Origin of the sequence: Acinetobacter pittii (assembly GCF_022449185.1) — a bacterium.
Lineage (GTDB): Bacteria > Pseudomonadota > Gammaproteobacteria > Pseudomonadales > Moraxellaceae > Acinetobacter > Acinetobacter pittii_I.
The window spans coordinates 123,237-148,136 of sequence record NZ_JAKUKO010000001.1 but is presented as its reverse complement, the minus strand read 5'-3'; the positions used below and the strand labels follow the sequence as shown (position 1 = coordinate 148,136).

27 protein-coding genes are annotated in these 24,900 nt (G+C 39.4%); 21 read left to right on the top strand and 6 right to left on the bottom strand.

From position 1 onward, the window contains the following. Positions 1-201: 201 nt before the first annotated feature. The 8 genes from dapD (at position 202) to MKX14_RS00610 (ending at position 5,299) form a co-directional block, all read left to right on the top strand. Positions 202-1,023 carry a 2,3,4,5-tetrahydropyridine-2,6-dicarboxylate N-succinyltransferase gene (gene dapD / locus MKX14_RS00645; RefSeq protein ID WP_002118664.1) on the top strand — a complete coding sequence of 274 codons (822 nt, stop codon included), beginning with the start codon at positions 202-204 and terminating at the stop codon, positions 1,021-1,023. Positions 1,024-1,121: 98 nt separating this feature from the next. Next, the gene (gene queE, locus MKX14_RS00640; protein WP_057077218.1) at positions 1,122-1,832 is read left to right on the top strand and encodes a 7-carboxy-7-deazaguanine synthase QueE; all 711 of its coding nucleotides are present in this window, start codon (positions 1,122-1,124) and stop codon (positions 1,830-1,832) included. A gap of 40 nt (positions 1,833-1,872) precedes the next feature. Further along, on the top strand, positions 1,873-2,541 hold the full coding sequence (queC, locus tag MKX14_RS00635) for a 7-cyano-7-deazaguanine synthase QueC (protein WP_002118843.1): 669 nt from the start codon (positions 1,873-1,875) through the stop codon (positions 2,539-2,541). Between the two features lie 16 nt (positions 2,542-2,557). Then, complete coding sequence (locus tag MKX14_RS00630; protein ID WP_005073124.1) at positions 2,558-2,974, top strand: hypothetical protein; 417 nt, start codon at positions 2,558-2,560, stop codon at positions 2,972-2,974. A gap of 97 nt (positions 2,975-3,071) precedes the next feature. Beyond that, on the top strand, positions 3,072-3,758 hold the full coding sequence (locus MKX14_RS00625; RefSeq protein ID WP_240281512.1) for a diphthine--ammonia ligase: 687 nt from the start codon (positions 3,072-3,074) through the stop codon (positions 3,756-3,758). Between the two features lie 17 nt (positions 3,759-3,775). Further along, positions 3,776-4,237 (top strand): peroxiredoxin, encoded by a 462-nt coding sequence (gene bcp / locus MKX14_RS00620; RefSeq protein ID WP_002118936.1) that lies wholly within the window; start codon positions 3,776-3,778, stop codon positions 4,235-4,237. Between the two features lie 118 nt (positions 4,238-4,355). Further along, positions 4,356-4,925: a CAP domain-containing protein gene (locus tag MKX14_RS00615; RefSeq protein ID WP_240281511.1), complete on the top strand. Its 570-nt coding sequence runs from the start codon at positions 4,356-4,358 to the stop codon at positions 4,923-4,925. Between the two features lie 11 nt (positions 4,926-4,936). Further along, complete coding sequence (locus MKX14_RS00610; protein ID WP_002118499.1) at positions 4,937-5,299, top strand: glyoxalase superfamily protein; 363 nt, start codon at positions 4,937-4,939, stop codon at positions 5,297-5,299. An 11-nt stretch (positions 5,300-5,310) separates the two neighbouring features. On the opposite strand, the gene MKX14_RS00605 is transcribed toward MKX14_RS00610, so the two are convergent. After that, positions 5,311-5,886, bottom strand: coding sequence for a nicotinate-nicotinamide nucleotide adenylyltransferase (locus MKX14_RS00605; protein WP_002119001.1), 576 nt, complete (start codon positions 5,884-5,886; stop codon positions 5,311-5,313). A gap of 109 nt (positions 5,887-5,995) precedes the next feature. On the opposite strand from MKX14_RS00605, the gene MKX14_RS00600 reads away from it, so the two are divergent. After that, positions 5,996-6,796 (top strand): enoyl-CoA hydratase, encoded by an 801-nt coding sequence (locus MKX14_RS00600; protein WP_240281510.1) that lies wholly within the window; start codon positions 5,996-5,998, stop codon positions 6,794-6,796. Here the strand turns inward: MKX14_RS00600 and MKX14_RS00595 are convergent. The 4 genes from MKX14_RS00595 to purL form a co-directional block, all read right to left on the bottom strand. Beyond that, on the bottom strand, positions 6,789-7,109 hold the full coding sequence (locus MKX14_RS00595) for an NIF3 1 (protein WP_017480563.1): 321 nt from the start codon (positions 7,107-7,109) through the stop codon (positions 6,789-6,791). The two genes, MKX14_RS00600 and MKX14_RS00595, sit on opposite strands and share 8 nt — an antisense overlap. 68 nt (positions 7,110-7,177) lie before the next feature. After that, the gene (locus tag MKX14_RS18230; protein WP_031944991.1) at positions 7,178-7,303 is read right to left on the bottom strand and encodes a KGW motif small protein; all 126 of its coding nucleotides are present in this window, start codon (positions 7,301-7,303) and stop codon (positions 7,178-7,180) included. Positions 7,304-7,503: 200 nt separating this feature from the next. Next, positions 7,504-8,709 (bottom strand): multidrug effflux MFS transporter, encoded by a 1,206-nt coding sequence (locus MKX14_RS00590; RefSeq protein ID WP_240281509.1) that lies wholly within the window; start codon positions 8,707-8,709, stop codon positions 7,504-7,506. Positions 8,710-8,786: 77 nt separating this feature from the next. Further along, positions 8,787-12,620: a phosphoribosylformylglycinamidine synthase gene (purL, locus tag MKX14_RS00585; RefSeq protein WP_240281508.1), complete on the bottom strand. Its 3,834-nt coding sequence runs from the start codon at positions 12,618-12,620 to the stop codon at positions 8,787-8,789. Between the two features lie 309 nt (positions 12,621-12,929). On the opposite strand from purL, the gene dgt reads away from it, so the two are divergent. The 10 genes from dgt (at position 12,930) to pal (ending at position 22,670) form a co-directional block, all read left to right on the top strand. Further along, positions 12,930-14,270: a deoxyguanosinetriphosphate triphosphohydrolase gene (gene dgt / locus MKX14_RS00580; RefSeq protein ID WP_005067780.1), complete on the top strand. Its 1,341-nt coding sequence runs from the start codon at positions 12,930-12,932 to the stop codon at positions 14,268-14,270. A 93-nt stretch (positions 14,271-14,363) separates the two neighbouring features. Continuing rightward, entirely contained in the window at positions 14,364-14,963 is a 600-nt protein-coding gene (ruvA, locus tag MKX14_RS00575; RefSeq protein WP_002118762.1) for a Holliday junction branch migration protein RuvA, read from the top strand. Between the two features lie 7 nt (positions 14,964-14,970). Next, positions 14,971-15,975, top strand: coding sequence for a Holliday junction branch migration DNA helicase RuvB (gene ruvB, locus MKX14_RS00570; RefSeq protein ID WP_002052424.1), 1,005 nt, complete (start codon positions 14,971-14,973; stop codon positions 15,973-15,975). Between the two features lie 204 nt (positions 15,976-16,179). After that, complete coding sequence (locus MKX14_RS00565; protein WP_240281507.1) at positions 16,180-17,514, top strand: M20 family metallopeptidase; 1,335 nt, start codon at positions 16,180-16,182, stop codon at positions 17,512-17,514. 213 nt (positions 17,515-17,727) lie between these two features. Continuing rightward, entirely contained in the window at positions 17,728-18,135 is a 408-nt protein-coding gene (ybgC, locus tag MKX14_RS00560) for a tol-pal system-associated acyl-CoA thioesterase (protein ID WP_004699892.1), read from the top strand. Between the two features lie 24 nt (positions 18,136-18,159). Beyond that, complete coding sequence (gene tolQ, locus MKX14_RS00555; protein ID WP_240281506.1) at positions 18,160-18,858, top strand: protein TolQ; 699 nt, start codon at positions 18,160-18,162, stop codon at positions 18,856-18,858. After that, positions 18,858-19,310 carry a protein TolR gene (gene tolR / locus MKX14_RS00550; RefSeq protein ID WP_005067772.1) on the top strand — a complete coding sequence of 151 codons (453 nt, stop codon included), beginning with the start codon at positions 18,858-18,860 and terminating at the stop codon, positions 19,308-19,310. The genes tolQ and tolR overlap by 1 nt, the downstream gene beginning before the upstream one ends. A 3-nt stretch (positions 19,311-19,313) precedes the next feature. Continuing rightward, positions 19,314-20,708 (top strand): cell envelope integrity protein TolA, encoded by a 1,395-nt coding sequence (gene tolA, locus MKX14_RS00545; RefSeq protein ID WP_240281505.1) that lies wholly within the window; start codon positions 19,314-19,316, stop codon positions 20,706-20,708. Positions 20,709-20,801: 93 nt separating this feature from the next. Further along, positions 20,802-22,082, top strand: a complete 1,281-nt coding sequence (gene tolB, locus MKX14_RS00540; protein ID WP_108011480.1) for a Tol-Pal system beta propeller repeat protein TolB — start codon at positions 20,802-20,804, stop codon at positions 22,080-22,082. 27 nt (positions 22,083-22,109) lie between these two features. Beyond that, complete coding sequence (gene pal / locus MKX14_RS00535; protein ID WP_002118513.1) at positions 22,110-22,670, top strand: peptidoglycan-associated lipoprotein Pal; 561 nt, start codon at positions 22,110-22,112, stop codon at positions 22,668-22,670. Positions 22,671-22,721: 51 nt separating this feature from the next. Here pal and MKX14_RS00530 read toward each other — a convergent pair whose 3' ends face one another. Further along, on the bottom strand, positions 22,722-22,907 hold the full coding sequence (locus MKX14_RS00530) for an NF038105 family protein (protein WP_002118730.1): 186 nt from the start codon (positions 22,905-22,907) through the stop codon (positions 22,722-22,724). A gap of 184 nt (positions 22,908-23,091) precedes the next feature. Here MKX14_RS00530 and MKX14_RS00525 point away from each other — a divergent pair, with 184 nt between their 5' ends. Both MKX14_RS00525 and MKX14_RS00520 read left to right on the top strand, forming a co-directional pair. Next, on the top strand, positions 23,092-24,063 hold the full coding sequence (locus MKX14_RS00525; RefSeq protein ID WP_046811738.1) for a class 1 fructose-bisphosphatase: 972 nt from the start codon (positions 23,092-23,094) through the stop codon (positions 24,061-24,063). Positions 24,064-24,122: 59 nt separating this feature from the next. After that, positions 24,123-24,899 carry a TrmH family RNA methyltransferase gene (locus tag MKX14_RS00520; RefSeq protein ID WP_240281504.1) on the top strand — a complete coding sequence of 259 codons (777 nt, stop codon included), beginning with the start codon at positions 24,123-24,125 and terminating at the stop codon, positions 24,897-24,899. Position 24,900: the final 1 nt, after the last annotated feature.

Sequence of the window (24,900 nt, the reverse complement as noted above, 5' to 3'; positions counted from 1 at the left end):
GCTAGATTTCTGTTATTTTTTGATACAAATTGAGTTAAATTTTTATTTTCAAATCATTTTTGTGTAAAAAACACTTGATTATCTAATAAGCTTATTTTGATTTACCTCATTTATATCATCAATCAAACGTAACACGTTTTTTGAAAGATTCTTGTCACAAATTAGTGTAAAATCTTTAAAATTTTTTATGGAAGGAAGATCATGTCTCAGCTTTCTACGATCATTGAGCAAGCATTTGAAGACCGCGCAAATTTTACTGCAGCAGATTGTTCAAGCGAAATTCGCCAAGCTGTTGAAGAAGCAATTGCTGGTTTAGATAACGGTACACTTCGAGTTGCTGAAAAAATCAATGGTGAATGGGTTGTTCATCAATGGTTAAAAAAAGCTGTTTTATTATCATTTAAACTGAATGACAATAAACCAATCGAGTCATGTGATCTTCGTTTCTATGACAAAGTTGAAACTAAATTCTCTGGTTGGACTGAAGAGCAATTTAAAGCTGCAGGTGTTCGTGTTGTTCCTCCTGCTGTAGCACGTCGTGGTAGCTTCCAAGCTAAAAACGTGGTGTTAATGCCATCTTATGTCAACATTGGCGCTTATGTAGATGAAGGCACAATGGTTGATACATGGGCAACTGTAGGCTCATGTGCTCAAATCGGTAAAAATGTTCACTTGTCTGGTGGTGTAGGTATTGGTGGTGTTTTAGAACCATTACAAGCTAACCCAACCATTATTGAAGACAACTGCTTTATCGGTGCACGTTCAGAAATCGTTGAAGGCGTAATCGTTGAAGAAGGCTCAGTCATTTCAATGGGCGTTTTCATTGGTCAATCAACTAAAATTTATGACCGTGAAACTGGCGAAATCCATTATGGTCGTGTACCAGCAGGTTCAGTTGTAGTTTCAGGCAGCTTGCCATCTAAATGTGGTACTTACAGCTTATATGCTGCAATTATCGTGAAAAAAGTTGATGCGCAAACACGCTCAAAAACAAGCTTGAACGATTTGTTACGCGCTGACTAATTTGTTATAACTCTGTTGCGGAGCTTTAATCGCTCCTCATCTCTACGATCAAACTGATCGTAGAGATTTTATTTTTTATATAGTGTGGTATTTCTAGAATGGCTTCCTTACGTTCCTCTGCAATTCCTGTCTCAGACCCTGCGTCCGGTTTACGCATTACCGAGATTTTTTACTCGTTGCAGGGTGAAGCAAATGCCTCTGGCCTACCGACTGTATTTATTCGTCTAACAGGCTGTCCATTACGTTGTAGCTATTGCGATACCACCTATTCCTTTGAGGGTGGCGAACGTTTTTCACTTGAACATATCATTGAAACAGCTACACAATTTCAAACACCTTATATTTGTGTGACAGGTGGTGAACCTCTTGCTCAGCCAAACTGTTTGATTTTATTACAACGTTTATGTGAGGCAGGTTTTGACGTCTCTTTAGAAACCAGTGGCGCTCTTGATGTATCAAGAGTGGATCCCCGTGTTTCAAAAGTCCTCGATTTAAAGACTCCAACTTCTGGTGAAGAACATCGTAATCTCATCAGTAATCTTGACCATTTAACAACACGTGACCAAATCAAATTTGTGATTTGTAATCGCAAAGACTATGAATGGTCAAAGCAACAAGTTGAAAAATATCAACTGCAAACCAAAGTCAGTACCGTTTGGTTCTCCCCTGCTTTTGCGGTTGAAAAAGGTGCTGTAGGCCTGCCACGTCTAGCACGTGATCTGGCACAGTGGATACTTGATGATAAATTACCTGTTCGTTTCCAACTTCAGTTACATAAACTGCTTTGGAACGATGAATCAGGTCGTTAATCACTCAATAAAATAAATCATTCCGAATATGGAGAAAAATATGCGCTCTCGTGCCATTGTTTTACTTTCAGGCGGCTTAGACTCAACCACTTGCCTAGCTTGGGCACAAGCGCGCTATGAATGTATTGCTATTAGTTTTATGTATGGTCAACGCTCAACCACTGAACTTGATGCTGCAAAAGCATTAGCTCAGCGTTCAGGTGTTGAACATCGTGTAATTAATATTGATCTAGCAAATTTAGGTGGATCAGCACTTACAGATCACAACATTGCAGTACCAGAACAGTTACAAGAAGGTATTCCTGTAACTTATGTACCAGCGCGTAACACTATTTTCCTCTCATATGCTCTAGCAGCAGCTGAAGTATTTAATGCTGAAGCTATTGTTATTGGTATCAATGCTGTTGATTATTCAGGATATCCTGATTGTCGCCCTGAATTTATTGATGCTTTTGCGAATATGGCCCGTTTAGCAACTAAAGCTGGCGTAGAAGGAAAACCACTTAAATTTGAAACACCCCTGTTACATTTATCCAAAGCGAATATCATACGTTTAGGGATTGAACATGGCGTAGACTATAGTCAAACGGTATCTTGCTACCAAGCAGATGCTCAAGGACGTGCGTGTGGTAAATGTGACAGTTGCCGTTTGCGTAAAGAAGGCTTTATCGATGCTGGTGTTACCGATCCAACACGCTATATACCGTAATAAGTAGGTAAAATTTATGAAGTTGTTAAAATCAAATCTTATTCTTTCATCTTTATTCTCAGCAGCTGCACTTATGGCTGGTTCAGCTCAAGCAGCTGAAAACCCAGTTCAAGCTGCATATAAAAGCACTAACGTTAAAGGTGCATTAGTTAACGTTTGTAAAGAACAAACTGCTAAAGGCGGCAAGTTAAGTTCATCTGAAGTTAGCAAATTTTGTAGCTGCCAAGTTGAAGCACAAGGTAAAGTGACTGAAGCACAAAAATGGGAAATCCAAAGCGCAATCAATGCGAAGAAAAGCCCAAGTTCTCTAGGATTTGTACAACAACAAAACCGTGATCTTAAAGCATGTTTTGGTCCTCAGTTAACAACTAAGCTTGAAAAGTTAACTGAAGATGCAATGAAGGCAGCTCAACAACAAGCTCCTAAAAAATAAGATTTTGATGTTCTAAATTAAGCCTGCATTTATGCAGGCTTTTTTTATAGCTCTGTTAAAATAACAGCACTTTTGACCAATTCATTTGATGTAAGCCATGCAAGAACAATGGAAAACTAATGCTAACCATAAAAGGTCTATTGTCTCATTTAGTGGAGGCAAAGATAGTTCTCTAGCACTCTACCATGCAATGCAGACAGGCGAAGTGATTGGGTTGATCGTAATGCTAGAAGAACAAGGCCAACGTTCTCGCTCACATGCCATGCCTCTTGATATTATTCAAGCGCAAGCTAAAGCAATCAGCTTGCCCGTGTTTATGGCTTCATCAAGTTGGAATGACTATGAAGTAAAGTTTATTGAATTACTCAATCAAGCAAAGCAACAAGGAGCCGAGGTACTGGTTACAGGTGACCTTGATATGCCTGAACACGGCTGTTGGCATGATCGAGTAACGCAACAAGTAGGTCTTCAATTAGCAATGCCTCTTTGGCTACGTCCGCACCGTGAAGTTGTTGAAGAATTTATTCAACTTGGATTCCAGAGCATAGTGGTGACCGTAAACCTTAAACTCGGGATGAATATAGAAGATTTAGGTAAAACCTTAACTTTAGAATATATCCAAGAGCTTGAGAACCGTGGCATTGATCCATGTGGTGAGGGCGGTGAATTTCATACGACCGTGATTGATGGGCCAATTTTTAACAAAGCAATCCCTGTAAGAAAACTCAATATTGTTTATCATGAGGAATACGCTTTTTTACCACTTGAATTAGATCAAATTTAACTTTTAAAGGATAAGAAATGTCTGAGAATATTCAACTGCCAAATCAGGTGTTCCCTACTACACACGGCGAAGTGAACTTGACTGAAGTCGAAAATGAATGGCTAATTATTTACTTCTATCCTAAAGATTCAACACCAGGGTGTACAACACAAGCAGTGGGTTTTTCTTGTTTGAAAGATCAGTTTGATGCTTTAGGTGCCCGTATTTTCGGTATTTCACGTGACTCGGTAAAAGCCCATCAAAATTTTACAGAGAAGCAAGCACTTACTATTGATCTGATCAGTGATAAAGAAGAAATTCTTTGTAATCACTTTGATGTGATTAAAGAAAAGAATATGTATGGTAAAAAAGTCATGGGTATTGAACGTTCTACTTTTATTTTCCATAACAAAACTTTAGTTAAAAGCTATCGCAAAGTTAAAGCAGCTGGGCATGCAGAGCAAGTTCTAGAAGACTTAAAAGCTCTACAAACAGCTTAATAAACTTAAGAAACAAAAAGCGGGCATAATGCTCGTTTTTTGTATATGAACAAATTACTTACTCCTTTACTTTGGCGTATGATAAAGACATTAGAATAATTCACGCTAAGGTATTTACATGAGTCTGCTCAAAGTTTGTAATTTACTGTCTAGTGGTCTTGTTATTTCTGCATGCTCTTTTAGTTCTTCCAGTATGCCGCCCTCAATTACACCATCTACCACACAAGTTGAAACTCCACCTATAAAAATAAGTTGCCAAGATTTACAAAACCCCGCCTATCAACAAGCTGTACTTAAAATAATTAATCAGATTCGCCAGCAATCACGCCAATGTGGACAACAACATTTCTCTGCAACCAGACCACTGAGTTGGAGTAATAATTTATATAAAGGTGCACTTTCTCATAGTGAAGATATGGCAACACACAACTTTCTCGGACATGTTGGCTCCACGGGGCTAGATTTAAAATCACGTTTAAAAATTTATAATACACTCGGTAAAGCCAATGGTGAAAATGTCGCGAGTGGACAGAAAACATTAGATGAAGTGATGTCTAGATGGCTATCGAGCCCCTTACATTGTAGTAACCTAATGAACCCTAAATTTACAACCTATGCAATTGCTTGTGCTTCTGATCAATCTGTAAAACAAAAGAGCTATTGGACTCAACAATTTGGTACACGTTAAAAGGAAAAAAGATGCAATCAGGTTCGATCACCCCTATTTTAAGAATTTTTGATGTCGAGTTAGCTCAATCATTTTATCTTGAGTTCTTAGGTTTTCAGCTTGATTGGCAACATCAATTTGAAGATAACTTCCCGTTATATTTACAAATTTCTAAAGATGATTGTGTTATTCATTTATCCGAGCATTTTGGTGATGCAAGTCCACATAGTGCGATCCGTATCTATTGGGAACATATCTATGAGTTGCACAGTGAACTAAGCAAAAAAGATTATAAATTTTCTAAGCCTCAAGTTGAAAAAACAGATTGGGAAACACTTGAACTCAGCATCACCGATCCTTTTTCCAACCGAATTATCTTTTGGGCAGATGCTTAATTTATATGCACTTACTCAAAATCATCTAAATTAGAGCGATCATCTTCTTCAAAGCGTTGTTGCAACTGTTGATAAGTGCGTGTTTTTTTAAATTCATCCAAAAATTGAATAGTACCTACAGGGAAAAATTCCGTTTGGATTTCACCACGATAATAAGCTTCACGCATTGGTGTTGCCGAAATAGAGTCCTTTAAACTATCAAGTTCAACCATAATCCACTCAGGAAATAGTCGCAAATAATAGGAAGACTCATCCTTAAAGTGTCCAATCAAACCAACTTTTGAGTTCGGTTCAATTACGCCATTCACTAAAGATTTGACTTGTTTTACCCATTTTTCGTCATTATAAACATCTACTACATGTACAAAACGAATGCGTTTTTGTTCTTCTAATGAGAAATTTGACAAGATCATTTGCTCACGCTCTACTGCTAAGAACGGATTTTTAATATTACGTTCCATTTGAGCAGAGCCTAATGCCAAAACGACATAGTGGCTTTGTTGTAAGGCAATTTCAATTGTCTGCATATGAGCCAAATGAAATGGTTGAAAACGCCCTATAAAAACGAGATAGTCAAATTTATACATAATTAGATTTTCACTTTTTATGAACTCACCAGTTACTCGCATTAGAAAGAATATGCGCCATAATGAGAACCTAAAAATTAACAACGTGGTTTAAAGCAAGGATAGTACGATGACACTTAGCTGTATTCAACAACCTCATCAACATTTACACGCAAATTTAGAAGGTGGCGTACTCACCTTAGCCATAAATCGTCCAGAAGCAAAAAATGCGCTGTATGGCGAACTTTATTTATGGATTGCTAAAGCACTTGATGAAGCTAACCAAGACAAAGATGTACGAGTAATCGTTCTTCGTGGCGTAGAGCAAGATTTTACCGCTGGGAATGACATGAAAGATTTTATGGGTTTTGTACAAAATCCTAATGCTGGTCCGGCAGGTCAAGTTCCTCCATTTGTACTCCTTAAATCTGCTGCTAGATTATCGAAGCCGCTTATTATTGCAGTAAAAGGTGTGGCAATTGGTATTGGTGTTACGATTTTATTACACGCAGATTTAGTTTTTGCTGACAACACTGCTCTTTTCCAAATTCCATTTGTTAGTCTTGGTCTTTCACCAGAAGGTGGTGCAAGCCAACTATTGGTTAAACAAGCGGGTTATCACAAAGCAGCTGAACTTCTATTTACAGCGAAAAAATTTAATGCAGAAACTGCCGTCCAAGCAGGTTTAGTGAATGAAGTTGTTGAAGATGCTTATGCATCTGCTCAGGCAACTGCTCAACATTTAGCAGCTTTACCACTTGCCTCATTAAAACAAACCAAAGCATTGATGAAACATGATTTAGATCAAATTATTGGATGTATTGATCATGAAGCTGAAATCTTTATGCAGCGCGTTCAATCTCCAGAAATGCTAGAAGCTGTACAAGCATTTATGCAAAAACGTAAACCAGATTTCTCACAGTTTAATTAAAATCAATTTCTATGATTTGAATAAACTCAAAGGCAGGCTCTTCATAAGGATGGCTTGCCTTTAATGCTTTTGCTACAGCCTTTGCATTTTCTTCAATTACAATTGTTTCTACACGCCACTCATCAACTTGTTCGAGTTCACCCAGCTCTCCGATATAAGGATCTGCACCTTTGACTGGTTTAAATTGTCCTGTTCCTTTCACCTGCCATGCACAGTGTTCATAATTACCGATACCACCCGCACCAGCAGAAAAAATAGCTTGTTTTGTCGACTCAAGATGTGACTCAGGTACGTAATAAATCAGCTTTAACATAAGTAGAATGGCTCGAAACTAGTGAACTAGCTTTAAATCATACCTTTAAAAAAGCTTCTAAATCAAAGTCAGCTCATCATTACCAAATAATTTACTCCAATAAAGAGGATTTGAATGGCAAGCGCCAAGCCAAACAAGCGCCAGCCCTTATCTTTGGTATACATTGTTCTTATGTGATACTTATTTTTCATCATTTTGATCTCCGATTTTTATCGTTGTTACAGAGAAAGCAAAAATTGATCCAATCTTGAACAAACTATAAAGTGTTAAATAGGCGCATGTCTATAGGCTTATAATTTTTATAAAATGCTTAAAACAGCTACACTCATTTATATGTAGTTCTTATTCTGAACAAAATTTTAAAATTCAGTGTGCTAACTGCATCTTTATAATTTTAAGCATTCGATTTCTTTAAATATCTGTTTTCATATATTGTCATCATAAATGCTAAACCACATAAAATAACGAAACCGCCAGTCATTGGTATTAATGTACCGTCATATAATTGCCCAATAATAGATGCAAGAATAAGTGACAAAACAGAGGATGCTGCACCAATAATAGCCGAAGCCATACCAGCAACATGCCCCATTGGTTCCATTGCAATCGCGTTTAAATTACCAAATAAAGTTCCAAATAATAAAAATAAAATGCAGGCATAAAGCATAAACAGCCAAAATGAAACAGCCACACCTAAAAGTTGAATTCCTAAGAAAATCAAAGAAATTAGGCACAAACCTAGAAAGCCATAAATACAGATTGGACGCATACCAAACTTCATAACAATTTTAGAGTTTGTAAATGAAGCGATTCCCATCACACCTGCAAGCACAGCAAAATAAGCGCTAAACTCTTGCCCTGTTTTACCAAACTGCTGCATAAAAATTTGCTGAGAAGTACCTAAGTAACCAATAAATCCACCAAAACAGAAACCTGCACATAGCAAATAGCTCATGGTGGTTTTGTTACTCACCACTTCTTTAAAGCCTTCTTGAAATGCTTGCAGGCGCATAGGTAAACGATTTTCGGGAAGTAACGTCTCTTCCAAACGTAAAGCGACCCATGCCCCGACAACTGTGGCATAGACCATATATAAAACAAAGATCTCACGCCAACCAAAGAAATGGATAATGAGTTGTCCCAGACTTGGTGCAATCGCTGGCGCAACCATAAACACCATCATAATTAAAGACATGATACGGGCCATTTGAGCACCGCTGTATTTATCTCTAACAATTGAAACAGAAGCAACATAAGGCCCAGAAACCCCAATACCTTGAATGAAACGGCCCACTAAAAACCATTCAAAACTTTGTGTGGTAAAGCACAGTAAACTTCCTAAAAAGTAGATGATAATACCGGTAAATAAAATGCGTTTACGACCAATCGCATCGGATAGAGGGCCAGCAATCAATTGACCAATTGTCATACCAGAGAAGATACCAATAATGACCCACTGGGTTTGATTATTATTTTTTAAGTCAAAAACTCGTCCAATCTCACCTAAAGCAGGTAGGACTGCATCTATTGAAAAAGAAACAATAGACATGAGCAATGCCATTAGTAATGCGAACTCGCGGAAATGGATTTTTGATTTCATTTTTCTTCTCTACTATTTATTAATATTGTACTACATACAAATAAGCCACCTTACGGTGGCTTATTTCAATTTTTCTATTAACCAATAAACTTACGTGCGTTACGGAACATACGTAACCATGCACCATCTTCAGTCCACTCTTCTGGACTCCAAGAGTGTTGAATTGCGCGGAAAGTACGCTCTGGATGCGGCATCATAATCGTTGCACGACCATCTTTAGATGTTACACCAGTAATCGCTTCCGGCGAACCATTCGGGTTCAATGGATAATGTTGAGTCGGGTTACCATGGCTGTCAACATAACGCAAAGCAACTTGGTTAGCTGCATTCAAGCCTGCAATATCAGCTTCACTTGCAACTGCACGACCCTCACCGTGTGCTACAGCAATCGGTAAAATCGAACCTTCCATTCCATTAAGCAATACAGAAACAGATTTTTCAACACGAACGTTTACACTACGAGCTTCAAAAACTTCTGACATATTGCGGTGGAAACGTGGCCAGTGCTCAGCACCTGGAATAAGTGGCGCTAATTGTGACAACATTTGGCAACCATTACAGATACCTAAGCTGAACGTATCTTCACGATGGAAGAACTGTTCAAACTGATCACGTAATTTCGCATTGAACAATACAGATTTTGCCCAACCACCGCCAGCACCCATTACGTCACCGTAAGAGAAACCACCACAAGTTACTAAACCTTCAAAATCACTTAGACTAACGCGACCAGCAAGTAAATCACTCATGTGCACGTCAACGGTATTGAAACCAACCTTATCAAAGGCTGCTGCCATTTCAATATGACCGTTTACACCTTGCTCACGCAAGATCGCCATATTAGGACGACGTGTGTTAATGAACGGTGCTTCAATAGGTTCATTCAAGTCAAATGTTGGTTTAGCAATTAAGCCTTGATGTGATTTATCTGCAATTAAAGCAAATTCTTGGTCAGCAGTTTCTACGTTATCACGTAAACGTTGGATCTGATGAGATACCTCAGACCAAGCTTGTTGCAATTCTGCACGCTCTAAAGTCAAACCATTTACAGATAATTGATCTGTGTTGTTTACACGACCAACTACAGCAATTGCATCTTTCAAGCTAGATGCAGCAACTTCTGCTTGTAAAGCGTCCCAATCAGTTGCCTTAATTTGAAGAACTGCACCAATTTCTTCAGCAAATAAACTTGCTGGAGTTTGGTCTTCTAATGCAACACCTAAACGTGCAGCGAACATCATTTCAGCAACAGTTGCGAGTAAACCACCATCACCGATGTCATGGTAAGCTTGAATCAAGCCACGGTTGTTCCAATCTTGAATTAAAGCAAAGAACGCTTTGAAATCATCAAAACTATCAACGTCTGGAGTGATTGAACCGATTGCTTTATATACTTGCGCAAGAATCGAACCACCTAAACGGAACTGGCCTTTAGATAAATCAATACGTACAAGTACTGAATCTTCTGAATTCTTAAGTTCAGGTGTTAAAGTTTTACGAACATCTGTTACTGGAGCAAATGCTGTAATTACACCTGTCATTGGAGATGTTACAGCTTTATCTTCCCCGTTTTCGTTCCAAGTTGTACGCATTGAAAGCGAGTCTTTACCTACAGGAATCGCAATTCCTAAAGCAGGACACATTTCCATACCAATCGCTTTCACGCCTTCAAACAATGCTTGGTCTTCACCTTTTTGACCAGCAGCAGCCATCCAGTTTGCAGAAAGTTTGATATCGCTAATTTGTTCAATGTTTGCACATGCAATATTAGTAATTGCTTCAGCAACTGCCAAACGAGCAGATGCTGCTGGATTTAACAATGCAACTGGTGGACGTTCACCCATCGCCATTGCTTCACCAGTGAAACCTTGTAAGCTTGTAGTCGTTACTGCTGCATCCGCAACAGGAATCTGCCAACGACCAACCATTTGGTCACGCGCAACCATACCTGTAATTGAGCGGTCACCAATGGTGATCAAGAATGATTTAGAAGCAACTGTAGGATTTTTCAATACACGGAAAATCGCATCTTTCAAATCAACTTTTGAAGCGTCAAACTCGTTACCTTTACGCTCAATTGTTTCATAAGAACGTTGCATACGCGGTGTACCACCAAGCATCACTTGCATTGGGATATCAACAGCATTGTTCTGGAACAATGGATCTTCAACAGTTAAATGACGAGCTTCAGTTGCTTCACCCAACACGGCAAATGGACAACGTTCACGAGCACAGATTGATTCGAACTGTTCTAATGATTCTGGACGAATTGCAAGAACATAACGCTCTTGTGCTTCATTTGACCAGATTTCCATTGGGCTCATGCCCGGTTCTAATGAAGGAATCTTACGAAGGTTAAGAACTGCACCTAACTCATGATCATTCACAAGTTCAGGCATAGCATTTGATAAACCACCCGCACCAACGTCGTGTACAGAAACGATAGGGTTGAAGTCTTCTAAGCGCCAGCACGTATCGATCACTTCTTGACAACGGCGTTCCATTTCTGGGTTTTCACGTTGTACAGATGCGAAATCAAGACTTTCACCCATTGTACCGCTATCTACAGAAGATGCTGCACCACCACCAAGACCGATTAACATTGCAGGGCCACCCAATACAATGAGCAAGTCACCAGGTTGAATCGCATCTTTTTCTACATGGTCAGGACGAATGTTACCGTAACCACCAGCGATCATGATTGGCTTATGGAAGCCCTTCACTTCACCATTTACATTTTGTTCGAAAGTACGGAAATAACCATTTAATGCAGGACGACCGAATTCGTTGTTAAATGCCGCGCCACCTAATGGACCTTCAATCATGATTTGTAATGGCGATGCCATACGTGAAGGTTTACCGTAGTTTTCTTCCCAAGGTTGTTCAAAACCAGGAATATTTAAGTTAGAAACTGTAAAGCCTGTTAAACCAGCTTTTGGTTTACCACCACGACCAGTTGCACCTTCATCACGGATTTCACCGCCTGAACCAGTAGCAGCACCAGCAAATGGAGAAATTGCTGTTGGGTGGTTATGAGTTTCAACCTTCATTAAAATATGAGCTGCTTGGCTCTTATATTTATAAACAAAGTGACCATTTTCATCCGCTTTTGGATAAAAACGCATCGTGTCATAACCAACAATTACAGACGCGTTATCTTTATATGCAGATAAAACATCAGTTGGAGATTCTTTATAAGTGTTTTTAATCATCTGGAACAATGATAATGGTTGTTTTTCACCATCAATTGTCCATTCAGAACCGAAGATTTTATGACGACAGTGTTCAGAGTTCGCCTGTGCAAACATCATCAATTCGATATCATTTGGATTACGACCAAGCTTACCGAATGCTTCTGTTAAATAATCAATTTCTTGTTCAGATAACGCAAAACCGAACTCATTGTTAGCTTTAACCAAAGCTTCTTTGCCTTGGCCCAAGATATCAATTGAATTTAATGGTTTTGGAGCTGTTTCTGAAAATAATGCTTTTGCATCTTCAATTTGGGCAAAAACTGTTTCTGTCATACGGTCATGAAGTACTTGTTTAACTTCATGAGTAATTTCAGTAACGCCTTTTAACGTGAATAAAAGACCACGTTCTAGACGGTGTACTGGTGTATTACAGTTTTTGAAAATATCAGTTGCTTTAGAAGACCAAGGTGAAATAGTACCCACACGTGGTGTAACTAAAATCTGAATCTCATCACTTGCAGATTGACGAAGTTCAAAAGACTCACCGTCATTCAATAATTGCAAAGCAGATTGATGTTGCTGCTCGTTGAGCGCTTGATCAAACAAATAGACCCATTGGCTGTCAAAAGATTGAACAGAACTAATTGACGATAAACGTGTTAATAGTTGAGCTTTCTTAAAAGAAGAATGTGCTGCTGCACCGGCCACGATAAACATGTTGATTTTGGCTCCACGGGCAGGTCTTGTGAACCTTACCGCAATGTGACTTTAGAGAGAGCGCATATTCTACTGCTTCTTGGTAAAATCAGCTAGATGTAGAATCAGTATTCTGTAACCTAATTCTGCAAGAAGTGATTTGTTTTTTGTTCAAAATCATTTTTTTAGTCATTCTTGCTAAAAATAAATTGTTGCATGTTTATTCAATAACATAATAAAACCCGAACTAAGACAAACTATGTCGCACCAAGCTAGTGCTTTTAAGTTTTTTTTGGCATGATCAGGTTTTATAGTTTTGAATAATGATAAATGGAACAAATGCGTTGGTTAGAGCTGCTTTCCGCAGTTCGTTTAGGTAGCAAGAAAAGTAGTACAGAACTGGCTCGTAGCCCATTCCATAAAGATTATGACCGCATTATATTTTCTCAAAGTTTTCGTCAGTTAAACCGTAAGACGCAAGTTCACCCTTTAGCACAGCATGATGGCATTCATACCCGCTTAACACACTCCCTTGAAGTTTCCTGCATTGGTCGCTCAATGGGTATGCTTGCCGCAGAAAAAATAAAAGATGAATTACCCGTCTGGATTTCACCTGCCGATGTCGGGGCAATTATTCAGGCAGCTTGTCTGGCCCACGATATAGGTAATCCCCCTTTCGGACATGCGGGTGAATACGCAATTCGCGAATGGTTCGATGATGCTTCACATGATGATTTTTTAAAGAAACTAAGTCCCGAAGAAGAAGCCGATGTACGTCAGTTTGAAGGTAATGCTCAAGGATTACGTTTATTAAGTCGCATTGACTATCATCCAAATGATGGCGGTATGCGCTTAACTTATGCAACTTTAGGTGCTTATCTAAAATATCCATGGCTTTCAAAAACAATTGCTTCGCAGGGTGACCGCCCTTCCCATCAAAGAGCAAAGTTTGGTTGTTATCAGTCTGAAAAAGAAATTTTAAAACAGATTGCGGAACAACTTGGATTGATTCAACTCGGCGAATATCATTATTGCCGTCATCCACTCACTTACCTGCTAGAAGCTGCTGATGACATTTGCTATGCCCTCATTGATTTAGAAGATGGCATTGTCTTAAATATGCTGAGTTACCAAGAAGTTGAACCAATATTCCTAAATCTTATTGCCGACTATGGTCAACCTGAAGAGTTGTCTCATCCAAACAGTACATGGCAACAAAAGATCTCAGCATTACGTGGTCGAGTCATGAAACGTCTTGTTGATGAAGTCACTACGGCTTTTGCCAAAAATCACTACGAAATCATTACAGGTCAGCTTAAAGGAAATCTTTTGCAATATTGTTCGCCAGATATTGCAATTGGTATCGAAACTGCCAAAAATCTGGCACGTGATAAAATTTTTGAGCACCCGCAGAAGTCTGGTTTAGAAATTATTGCGCACCAAAGTTTACAAACGATTTTAGATGCATTTGTACCACTCACAACTCCGCATAAATCTTTAAGCTTTAAGGAACAACGTTTAATGTCTATCCTTAATCTATATGGTGCTAACTTTAGCAATAATCACTACAGCAATATCATGCAAGTCCTCGATATTATCAGTAAGTTCTCAGATCATCAGGCTTATAGCTTGGCGCAAGAGCTACAAGGCAATAAAATAGGTTTGTTTTAAGCTGGCTTGATATAGAAAGAAATAAAACTAGTGTCGTTTTCAATTCATTTTAGAACGACCAGATTTACAGTTATGAATAAGTGAAATTACGCTATGATCGGATGTTTAATTGGCGAAGTGTTTGCCCTAGAAGCCCCTACTGTCTTACTAAATGTAAACGGTGTGGGTTATGAAATTGATACGCCACTTTCAACATTTTGCCAATTACAAAAAGGCCAGAAAGTTACGTTATGGACGCATTTGGTTGTTCGTGAAGATGCTCAACAACTCTACGGTTTTAGTGATGCTCAAGAGAAAACAATTTTCCGCACCTTATTAAAAGTAAACGGTGTCGGTCCGAAAATGGCCTTGGGTATTTTATCGACGCTAAGTGTTGAGTTATTGGTTCACACCATTGAACATGATGATATTAATACGCTGGTCAAAGTTCCAGGGGTTGGCAAAAAAACAGCTGAACGTTTAATGATTGAACTTCGTGACCGTTTCAAAACATTAGCTCAAGGCACTTCAACTGTGGCGACCATGCCTCAAATTCAATTTGCTGCAAACTCTCCTGTTGCAGAAGCAGAAGCTGCATTGCAATCTTTAGGTTATAAGCCACTTGAAGCACAAAAAGCCGTTGCTGCGGTTAAAGCCGATTACACAGAATCAGCCGATATTATTCGTGCTGCTCTTAAATCCATGATGAAGTAAAACACTTATGCAAGACCGTCTAATCAGTGGAACAGAAAAACCAGAAGATCATTTTGATCGGGCTATTCGACCAACTTCTCTTGCCGACTATATTGGACAACCAGTCGTACGCGAGCAAATGGAAATTTTTATTGGTGCTGCTCGTGGCCGTGGCGAAGCACTCGACCATACGCTGATTTTTGGTCCACCGGGTTTAGGTAAAACCACACTTGCTAATATTATTGCCCGTGAAATGGGTGGTAACCTCAAATCTACTTCAGGGCCAGTATTAGAGCGTGCGGGTGATTTAGCAGCAATGCTGACTAACCTTGAAGAAGGCGATGTTTTGTTTATTGATGAGATTCATCGTCTTTCACCAGTGATTGAAGAAATTCTGTATCCGGCTATGGAAGATTACCAATTAGATATCATGATTGGTGAAGGCCCTGCTGCTCGTTCAATTAAACTCGATTTACCACCTTTTACACTCGTCGCTGCCACCACACGTGCGGGCTTACTGACCTCACCACTACGTGACCGCTTCGGTATTGTGCAACGTCTTGAGTTTTACTCTGTAGAAGACTTAACTCACATCGTGTCACGCTCTGCAAACCTAATGGATGTACCCATTACAGTTGAAGGCGCAGAAGAAGTAGCTCGTCGATCACGCGGAACACCTCGTATCGCTAACCGTTTATTACGACGTGTTCGTGACTATGCTCAAGTGAAAGGCACAGGTGAAGTGACCCATGAAATGGCACAACGCGCGCTTGATATGCTCAATGTTGATAAAGCTGGCTTAGATACCCTAGACCGTCGTTATTTGAGCATGTTACTCGAGCGTTTTGATGGCGGTCCTGCTGGAGTTGAGGCACTTGCAGCAGCGATGGCTGAAGACAGCGGTACGCTTGAAGATGTGATTGAACCTTATTTAATTCAACAAGGTTATGTCATGCGTACTGCACGAGGTCGCATCGCAACTAATCAATCTTATTTACAGTTTGGAATGACACCGCCTGAGCCTAAAAACTAACCAAAGGAAGAGAATTTTCTCTTCCTTTTTTTAATTTAATCTCTCTATTCAATTAAAATAATAATTGTTTTATCAATAAATTAGCCACTCTATACCTTTTAAGTCTTTATTTATACCTTATTGATTTTTTAATTTTTTTAAAACTACATTATAAGAAATGTAGATAGCAAATCTTATGAACAATAATATTTTTAGGATAAGGACATGTACAAAAAAGCCGCTTTAATTTTTCCACTTGCCCTAATAAGTCAGCTGAGCCTAGCAGATTGGGTAAAAGATGCTGCACAACAAAATGAAAATCAGGTTATTCAATTAAGACAACATATTCATGAGCATCCTGAACTTGGCAATATGGAATTTAAAACATCTGCACTAGTTCAAAAAGAATTGAAGTCCTATGGTATTCAAGTCAAAACAGGTTATGCGAAAACAGGCGTTATTGGCATTTTAAAAGGGAATAAACCCGGCCCTATTATTGCGCTTAGAGCCGACATGGATGCGCTACCTATGGAAGAAAAAAGTGGTGTTCCCTTTGCGAGTAAACAAAAAGCAATTTATCAAGGAAAAGAAACTTACGTAATGCATGCTTGTGGACATGACGCGCACACTGCAATGTTATTAGGCGCAGCAAAAATTCTGTCTGCCAATAAAGATAAAATATCGGGCACTGTTGTCTTTGTTTTTCAACCCGCTGAAGAAGGTGGAGCAGATATAGACAACTTTACGCAGGGTGATCAAATAGGCTCAAGAAAAATGATCGCAGACGGTGCATTTAGAGATTATAAACCCGAGGCTATTTTTGGAATGCATGTCATATCTGGTATGCAAAGTGGGCACCTTTATTATAAAGATGGTGCCATTTTAAATAGTGCAGATCATTTGCGTATTCAGGTCAACGGTAAGCAGGTTCACGGCTCAACCCCTTGGTTAGGTAGAGATCCGATTTATGCATCGGCACAAATGATTAATAATTTACAGAGCCTTATTAGTCGAAGAACTGACCTCACCCAAGGCATGGGCGTCGTCAGTATCGGTAACATTCAAGGTGGTACAGCAGGCAATGTAATTCCGGAACAAGTCAATATGATTGGGACTATTCGCTCTAACAACGAACAGATACGGGCAAATATCTTAAAAATTTTACCAACTATGATAGAGCATAACGCTCAAGCCAATGACGTGACCGCCAAAGTTGAAATCGCTCCTTACGCTCCAGTAACCATGAATGATAAAGCGCTCACTCAGTTTATTCAGCCAACCCTAGCCAAAGTTGTTGGCGATTCAAAACTCCATGTTTTAGATCATAATGCAAGCGCAAGTGAAGATTTTGCCTATTATGGCAAATTAATGCCCTCATTTTTTGTTTTCTTGGGTGCAACACCAGAAAATCAGGACTTAACTCAGGCGGCACCAAATCATAGCCCTTATTTTATTGTAGATAACAAGGCTTTAAAAACTGGGACCGAGCTACATGTAAGATTCGTATTAGATTATCCGAATATATCAAAACAAGTTCAAACTTCATGGAAGCCCTCTTAACTTTAAAAGCTTGCTAGCCATAAGATGTAGCGTTTTTAGATTAGAAATACAGCAACCGCAATTGAAAGGTTGTGCCATAGGACTTAGTATGCAATCTGCTAAACTGCCCCGTATTTAAAAGCAGATGTATGGCTGTTGAATAGAGCTGATGTTTTATTCAAAGCCATATTTTAAATATAAAGCTCTATAGTGAACTAAAAACGGAATACTCTCATGGCGAATCATTTTGAATTCAACATTCGTGTTTATATTGAAGATACGGACGCAGGTGGTATTGTTTACCATGCCAACCATATTCGCTATATGGAACGTACCCGTACTGAATGGCTCCGTGCTTCTGGCGTTGATCATTACTGGCATCAAAAAGACTACAACTTTGTCGTACACAAAATTGACGTAAAATACATGCGTCCTATTTTAATGGATGATTTAATTACTGTTACAGCACGTGTAGTTTCATGTAAAGCTGCGTCATTTGTGTTGCAACAAAATATTTATCGTGGTGAAATCTTGCTTGCTTCTGGCGAGGTTGAGTTGGCATGTTTAAGTAAAGAACTTGTAGCTCGTCGTCTTCCAGAAGAAATACGTGATCTTATTCGTAAAGAATTGGAACAAGACTAAAAAAACAACCGGCATATGTAACCTATGGCAACAAACATTGAATCAACCCTGCATATTTCTGACCTTATTTTACAAGCAAGTCCAGTCGTTCAGTTGGTCATGCTAATTTTATTGTTAGCATCGATCTTTAGTTGGTATATGATTGCCAAGTTACATATGAGTTATAAAAAAGCACATCAAGACGATGAACATTTCCAAAAAATGTTCTGGTCTGGTGCTGAACTCAATACGCTTTATAACAATGCTCAACTCAACTCAAAGCGCTCTGGGCTTGAAGATATTTTTTATCAAGGGTTGAGCGAATTTTTTAAACTCAAAAAGCGTCAGGCTCCTGTTTCACAAACAATTGAAGGCACTGAACGGATTTTGCGCGTAGGTTTGAGTCGTGATCAGAGCCATTTAGAATACGGCTTAGGTACTTTAGCAAGTATCGGTTCTGTAGCACCGTACATCGGTCTATTCGGTACTGTTTGGGGTATTATGAATGCGTTTATCGGTTTAGCTGCGGTTGATCAGGTAACTCTAGCAACTGTTGCACCGGGTATTGCCGAAGCACTTATTGCAACTGCAATTGGTTTGTTTGCCGCAATTCCTGCTGTATTAGCTTTTAACCATTTCACTGCTAAAAGCGAGAGTGTTTATTCTGATCGCGCTTTATTTGCTGAAGAGATGATTGCTTTATTGCAACGTCAATCTGTGGGTTCATCACAGGAAGATGCATAATGGCAATTCAGCGTTCAGGGCGCTTTGAGCGCATAAAAAAACCATTAAAAAGTGATATGAACGTCGTACCTTATATTGACGTTATGCTCGTGCTTTTGGTTATTTTTATGGTAACTGCCCCTATGATTACCAGTGGTATCAAGGTTGATTTACCTCAAGCAAATAACCATCCTATCGAATCAAAAGATATGCCAGCCATGGTAACAATTGGCAAAGATGGCAATATTTATCTTCAGTATGAAGATTACAAAGATAATGAACCATTATCTCGTGAAAAACTTGAAGAAGTTTTAAGCGATGCTCAAAAACAAGCTGAACAAGAAAACAAACAACTCACAGTTTTAGTCAATGGTGATAAGTCTCGTCCTTATGGAGAAGTCGTATCATTAATGGCGAGTTTACAAGAAGCAGGTTTAACTCAAGTTGGCCTTCTGACAGAGCCTTTAAAATAAGCTATGAACAAAAATCAAAAGCCGCCCTTTAAACAAAATGCGATTGCATTGAGCTTTACACTCGGAGTTCATGCAATTGCCATTGTTGGCTTGCTTTTTTTAGGCTTGAGTAAACCACCTGAACAGCCAAAAAAGCTAACAACTATTTTAGTTAAGCCAGAAGATTTGCCTCCTCCTTTAGCAAAAGAAGTTGAACAAGAGACTACAGCTACCAATGAAGCAAAAGAGGTATTAGCCCCTATTGTGGATGAAACGCTTCCTCAAAATCTTCCGACTACGCCTCCTCCTCCAACAGCTCAACAACTTGCTGTCCAACAGCAAAAGGCCGAACAGGCACAACAAGCTAAGTTAGCTGAGCAAAAACGTAAAGCTGAAGAAGCTGCAAAAATGAAACAAGCAGCGGAACAACAACGTAAAGAGGAAATACAAAAACAGCAGGCTGAAGCTAAAGCAAAATCAGAAGCCGAACAAAAGCGTAAGGCTGAACAAACGGCAAAAGCTCAAGCAGATGCCAAAGCTAAACAAGAGCAAAGTGAAGCTCGTAAAGCTGCTGAAGACGCTAAACGTAAAGCTGAGGCTGATGCAAAATTAAAACGTGAAGCTCAAAAGGCCGAAAACGCTAAGCTTCAAGCACAACAAGAAGCTAAGCGAAAAGCTGAGGCCGATGCGAAAGCCAAGCAGCAAAAAGCTGCCGATGACGCTAAACGAAAAGCTGAAGCTGCTGCTAAAGCTAAACAGCAAAAAGCTAATGACGAGGCTAAACGTAAAGCTGAAGCAGATGCTAAAGCTAAGCAACAAAAAGCTGAGGAAGCTAAACGCAAAGCTGAGGCCGATGCAAAAGCTAAGCAACAAAAAGCCAATGACGAGGCTAAACGTAAAGCTGATGCCGATGCAAAAGCTAAACAGCAAAAGGCTGCTGACGATGCTAAACGTAAAGCTGAGGCCGATGCGAAAGCCAAACAGCAAAAGGCTGCTGACGATGCTAAACGCAAAGCTGAGGCTGATGCTAAAGCCAAGCAAAAAGCTGCTGACGATGCTAAGCGTAAAGCAGAGGCAGAAGCCAAAGCTGCATCTGCTCAAAAAGCACAAGAAGAAGCAGCTCAAAAGAAAGCTGAAGCTAAAAAAGTTGCTTCTTCAGCTAGACGCGATTTTGAACAAAAAATTCGACGCTCTTGGGATGTCCCAACTGGCAGTAGCGGTAAAACAGTTGGTGTTCGTTTTACCCTCTCCGATTCGGGAAGCGTTAATTCTATTGTGATCACGCGTTCAAGTGGTGACGATGCTTTAGACGCAAGTATTAAAGCTGCAATTCAAGCCGCAGCACCCTATCCTATGCCATCCGATCCAGATGCAAGACGTGAAGCAAGAAGTGTTAGCTCTACATTTAGAGCGCAATAATTTTGAAAGAGTTACATGCTTTAAATAGTTTAAGGCATGTAACTATGCTACAAAATCAACAGTCACAAAAATACCTGCTATGACTTTAAACTTATGAATACGAGCCGCAAACACCTGCTATCTTTAGCACTGATCACTGCCTTAAGCCCTATTGCTTCTACCACTGCTTTTGCCCAGTTATATCTGGAAATTGCCAAAGCACCAGATCAGGCACCCAAAATTGCTATTGTCCCGTTTACCAACGACAATGGGCTCTATCCCATTGTTGAAACAGATTTAAACCGTTCTGGGCGCTTTACAAGCTCATCTAAAAATTTACCTGCCACTGCTGCAATTAATCAGATTCAGGCTTCTGACTGGCAAACTGCAGGTATCCCATATGTAGTTACTGGTCAAATTAAACAAACAGCGACAGGTTTTGAAGTTCACTACCAACTTTATGATGTACAAAAGCAACAATACATTCTAAATGAACTTTTAAATGTACCAGCTACACGCATACGTCAGGCTGGCCATATGGTAAGTGATGCTATTTTCCAAGCGCTTACTGGTATTCCTGGCGACTTTAGCGGTCGTATTGCTTATGTCCTAAGAAACCCTGCAACACCTGCAGAGCGTTATACGTTGCAAATTGCAGATACGGATGGGGAGCAACCAAAGACCGTTTTATCTTCTCGTGACCCGATTTTGTCTCCAGCATGGACACCGGATGCCAAAAAAATTGCTTATGTTTCTTTTGAAACTAAACGTCCAGCAATTTATTTACAGGATTTATCAACGGGAACACGTGAAGTTCTTACCAGTTTCAGAGGACTAAACGGCGCACCAAGTTTCTCACCAGATGGCCAATCAATGCTATTTACAGCATCTATGAATGGCAACCCTGAAATCTATCAAATGGATTTATCAACTCGCCAAGTCAAACGTATGACAAATGACTCGGCAATTGATACCGAAGCACGTTATACACCAGATGGAAAATCCTTTATTTTCACTTCTGACCGTGGTGGCTCTGCCCAAATTTATCGTTATACCTTTGCTGATGGCTCAGTAAAGCGTTTAACATTTAAAGGGTCATTTAATGCACGTGGAACTCTAAGTGCAGATGGCAAAAAGATTGCACTTGTTCATCGCCCAAGTGGCAGCAGTTATAAAGTTGCAATTCAAGACATTAATACTGGCATCACCAATATTCTTACCCCAACTAGTTTAGATGAATCACCAAGTTTCTCACCAAATGGGCAAATGGTGGTCTACGCAACTCGTGAAGGCAACCGTGGCTTGTTGTCTATTATGTCTACTGATGGACGTTTCCGTATGAATTTACCAAGCGAACAAGGTGAAGTACGTGAACCAGCCTGGGCACCAAAATAACTTTTAATTCCATTGACGGAGATGATCATGAAATCAATCAAATATTTAGCTCTACCCTTTCTTAGCGTAGCACTCGTAATGACAGGCTGTGCTAGCCGTAAACCTGCAGCGACGACCACGACTGGTACAAATCCAAGTACGGTAAACACTTCTGGTTTAAGTGAAGATGCTGCATTAAATGCTCAAAATTTGGCAGGTGCTTCATCTAAAGGTGTAACTGAAGCAAATAAAGCGGCTTTGGCTAAACGCGTTGTTCACTTTGATTATGACAGCAGCGATTTATCTACTGAAGACTACCAAACACTTCAAGCTCATGCTCAGTTCCTTATCGCAAATGCAAATTCAAAAGTTGCATTAACAGGTCATACAGATGAACGTGGTACACGTGAATACAACATGGCTTTAGGTGAGCGTCGTGCTAAAGCTGTGCAAAGCTATTTAATTACCAATGGTGTAAATCCGCAGCAACTTGAAGCTGTAAGTTATGGTAAAGAAGCTCCTGTTAATGCGGGACATGATGAATCAGCGTGGAAAGAAAATCGCCGCGTTGAGATTAATTACGAAGCAGTCCCTCCTTTATTAAAATAAGGGATATGCATAAAAAAAACGCTCATAATAATATGAGCGTTTTTTTATTACTTAAGAAGATTTCTTTTCTTCTTCAGGATGTTGCATGGACTCAATCAAATCGTGCTTATTAAAATCTTTATATTCAGGTTTTGCCTCATAATCTTTCCAAGCTTCCTGAACATTTTCTTTCGAAATTTCATCCAGATTGATTGGTTCACCTGCCGTGGGGGTCGCATCAAACTTCTTTGTTGTCATTTCGATTCTCCTAAAAATATACAATCCTTTGTAATGCAATCAACATACCATTTTAATTGGGGCTTGTAAGCATAAATCCAACACAAATAAAGTAAGATAATTTTTATTTTGTGACATTCTCATCTAGAATATGCCACGTATTTATCTGACTCATTTTGATGCTTGAAGCACAGGAGCGTTTTTTATGTCCAACCTCACTTTGTCCCAATTTTTACAACAACAAAAAGGGAATCTAACACCTGAGTTGGCTCAAGTCATCGATACTATTGCCACGACCTGTAAAACAATCGACCAAGCATTACAAAAAGGTGCTCTGGCTGGTATTTTAGGTAGTGCTGGTAATGAAAATGTTCAGGGTGAAACACAGAAAAAACTTGATGTGATTTCTAATGACTACTTAATTGACGCTTTAAAAGTACACCCGCATGTAGGTGGTCTCGCTTCTGAAGAGCTTGATGAGTTCACACCTGCACAAGAAAATGGTAAATACCTCGTTTTATTTGATCCATTAGATGGCTCAAGCAATATTGATATCAATATGTGTGTAGGTACGATTTTCTCTATTTTGCCTGCAAAAAATGCAGTAACACAAGCAAACGATTTCATGCAAGCTGGTACACAGCAAGTTGCTGCTGGTTATGTGCTTTATGGTCCATCAACTATGATGGCTTTAACGGTTGGAAATGGCGTAGCATTCTTTACCTTAGATCCAGAAACTCAAACCTTCTTACTGACGAATGAGAATGTACAGGTTGCAGAAGATACTCAAGAATTCGCTATTAACGCATCTAACCAACGTCATTGGGAACAACCAGTAAAACAATATATTGATGAATTACTCGCAGGTAAAACCTCTGTTCGTGAAAAAGATTTCAATATGCGTTGGGTAGCATGTATGGTGGGTGATATTCACCGTATTTTATGTCGTAGTGGTATTTTCCTTTACCCATATGACTTAAAAGATCCGAAAAAAGCTGGTCGTTTACGTTTAATGTATGAAGCGAACCCAATGAGTATGCTCATTGAACAAGCAGGCGGTGCATCAACTACTGGCCGTGTACGCATTCTAGAGATTGAACCTACAGAACTTCACCAACGTGTACCTGTGATTATCGGTTCTAAAAATGAAGTTGAACGCGTAACAAGCTACCACTAATAATTTTAATTACTTAGGGCATCATAGTATGATGGTGCCCTTTTGTTGGATATTTTCTTATGGCGGTTATTTTTTTAGAATCAAAAGACAATGCAAAAATTAAACATTTGCGTGGATTAATCGAACTCAGTAGCGCCCGAAAAAAGCACCAACAAACCGTTCTTGAAGGCACCCATCTTTGTTTGGCGTGGTTACAACAGCAAAAGAAGATTTTTTCTTTATTTACGACAGAACAAGCATTAGAACATGAAGATTTAAAGAAAATAACAGAGCTACATCAAGGCCATATTTTTGTTATTAGTGAAGTTTTATATAGAGATTTGAGCACATTAGGTACAAGCTTACCTTGTTTAGCGATTATTGATCTACCTAAAACTGCATCAACTATCGACTACAATGTAGACACCTTAATTCTAGAAAATATTCAAGATCCGGGTAATGTAGGTACTTTGCTACGTTCAGCAGCAGCAGCAAATATTAAACAAATCATTTGCACACAAGGCTCTGCATCACTTTGGTCACCACGAGTTTTAAGAGCAGGTATGGGCGCTCATTTTAGCTTACATTGTTTTGAAAACTTCCAGCTGACAGATATCCTTCCAAAATTTCAAATCCCGGTTTTTGTTACTAGCTCTCATCGCTCAACGAGTCTTTACTCAAAAGACCTTTCTAAACCGTGTGTGTGGATTTTAGGAAATGAAGGACAAGGTGCTAGTGATTATGCATTAGATCACGCACAATCAGTGACTATTCCTCAACCAGGTGGACAAGAGTCATTAAACGTGGCAATTGCAGGATCTATTTGTTTTTTTGAGATGGTCCGCCAGCGCCAATAAA

Bases quoted from the DNA above. Each gene is read 5' to 3' on its own strand.
- dapD (WP_002118664.1), top strand. From the start codon at position 202: ATGTCTCAGCTTTCTACGATCATTGAGCAAGCATTTGAAGACCGCGCA.
- queE (WP_057077218.1), top strand. From the start codon at position 1,122: ATGGCTTCCTTACGTTCCTCTGCAATTCCTGTCTCAGACCCTGCGTCC.
- queC (WP_002118843.1), top strand. From the start codon at position 1,873: ATGCGCTCTCGTGCCATTGTTTTACTTTCAGGCGGCTTAGACTCAACC.
- MKX14_RS00630 (WP_005073124.1), top strand. From the start codon at position 2,558: ATGAAGTTGTTAAAATCAAATCTTATTCTTTCATCTTTATTCTCAGCA.
- MKX14_RS00625 (WP_240281512.1), top strand. From the start codon at position 3,072: ATGCAAGAACAATGGAAAACTAATGCTAACCATAAAAGGTCTATTGTC.
- bcp (WP_002118936.1), top strand. From the start codon at position 3,776: ATGTCTGAGAATATTCAACTGCCAAATCAGGTGTTCCCTACTACACAC.
- MKX14_RS00615 (WP_240281511.1), top strand. From the start codon at position 4,356: ATGAGTCTGCTCAAAGTTTGTAATTTACTGTCTAGTGGTCTTGTTATT.
- MKX14_RS00610 (WP_002118499.1), top strand. From the start codon at position 4,937: ATGCAATCAGGTTCGATCACCCCTATTTTAAGAATTTTTGATGTCGAG.
- MKX14_RS00605 (WP_002119001.1), bottom strand. From the start codon at position 5,886: ATGTATAAATTTGACTATCTCGTTTTTATAGGGCGTTTTCAACCATTT.
- MKX14_RS00600 (WP_240281510.1), top strand. From the start codon at position 5,996: ATGACACTTAGCTGTATTCAACAACCTCATCAACATTTACACGCAAAT.
- MKX14_RS00595 (WP_017480563.1), bottom strand. From the start codon at position 7,109: ATGTTAAAGCTGATTTATTACGTACCTGAGTCACATCTTGAGTCGACA.
- MKX14_RS18230 (WP_031944991.1), bottom strand. From the start codon at position 7,303: ATGATGAAAAATAAGTATCACATAAGAACAATGTATACCAAAGATAAG.
- MKX14_RS00590 (WP_240281509.1), bottom strand. From the start codon at position 8,709: ATGAAATCAAAAATCCATTTCCGCGAGTTCGCATTACTAATGGCATTG.
- purL (WP_240281508.1), bottom strand. From the start codon at position 12,620: ATGTTTATCGTGGCCGGTGCAGCAGCACATTCTTCTTTTAAGAAAGCT.
- dgt (WP_005067780.1), top strand. From the start codon at position 12,930: ATGGAACAAATGCGTTGGTTAGAGCTGCTTTCCGCAGTTCGTTTAGGT.
- ruvA (WP_002118762.1), top strand. From the start codon at position 14,364: ATGATCGGATGTTTAATTGGCGAAGTGTTTGCCCTAGAAGCCCCTACT.
- ruvB (WP_002052424.1), top strand. From the start codon at position 14,971: ATGCAAGACCGTCTAATCAGTGGAACAGAAAAACCAGAAGATCATTTT.
- MKX14_RS00565 (WP_240281507.1), top strand. From the start codon at position 16,180: ATGTACAAAAAAGCCGCTTTAATTTTTCCACTTGCCCTAATAAGTCAG.
- ybgC (WP_004699892.1), top strand. From the start codon at position 17,728: ATGGCGAATCATTTTGAATTCAACATTCGTGTTTATATTGAAGATACG.
- tolQ (WP_240281506.1), top strand. From the start codon at position 18,160: ATGGCAACAAACATTGAATCAACCCTGCATATTTCTGACCTTATTTTA.
- tolR (WP_005067772.1), top strand. From the start codon at position 18,858: ATGGCAATTCAGCGTTCAGGGCGCTTTGAGCGCATAAAAAAACCATTA.
- tolA (WP_240281505.1), top strand. From the start codon at position 19,314: ATGAACAAAAATCAAAAGCCGCCCTTTAAACAAAATGCGATTGCATTG.
- tolB (WP_108011480.1), top strand. From the start codon at position 20,802: ATGAATACGAGCCGCAAACACCTGCTATCTTTAGCACTGATCACTGCC.
- pal (WP_002118513.1), top strand. From the start codon at position 22,110: ATGAAATCAATCAAATATTTAGCTCTACCCTTTCTTAGCGTAGCACTC.
- MKX14_RS00530 (WP_002118730.1), bottom strand. From the start codon at position 22,907: ATGACAACAAAGAAGTTTGATGCGACCCCCACGGCAGGTGAACCAATC.
- MKX14_RS00525 (WP_046811738.1), top strand. From the start codon at position 23,092: ATGTCCAACCTCACTTTGTCCCAATTTTTACAACAACAAAAAGGGAAT.
- MKX14_RS00520 (WP_240281504.1), top strand. From the start codon at position 24,123: ATGGCGGTTATTTTTTTAGAATCAAAAGACAATGCAAAAATTAAACAT.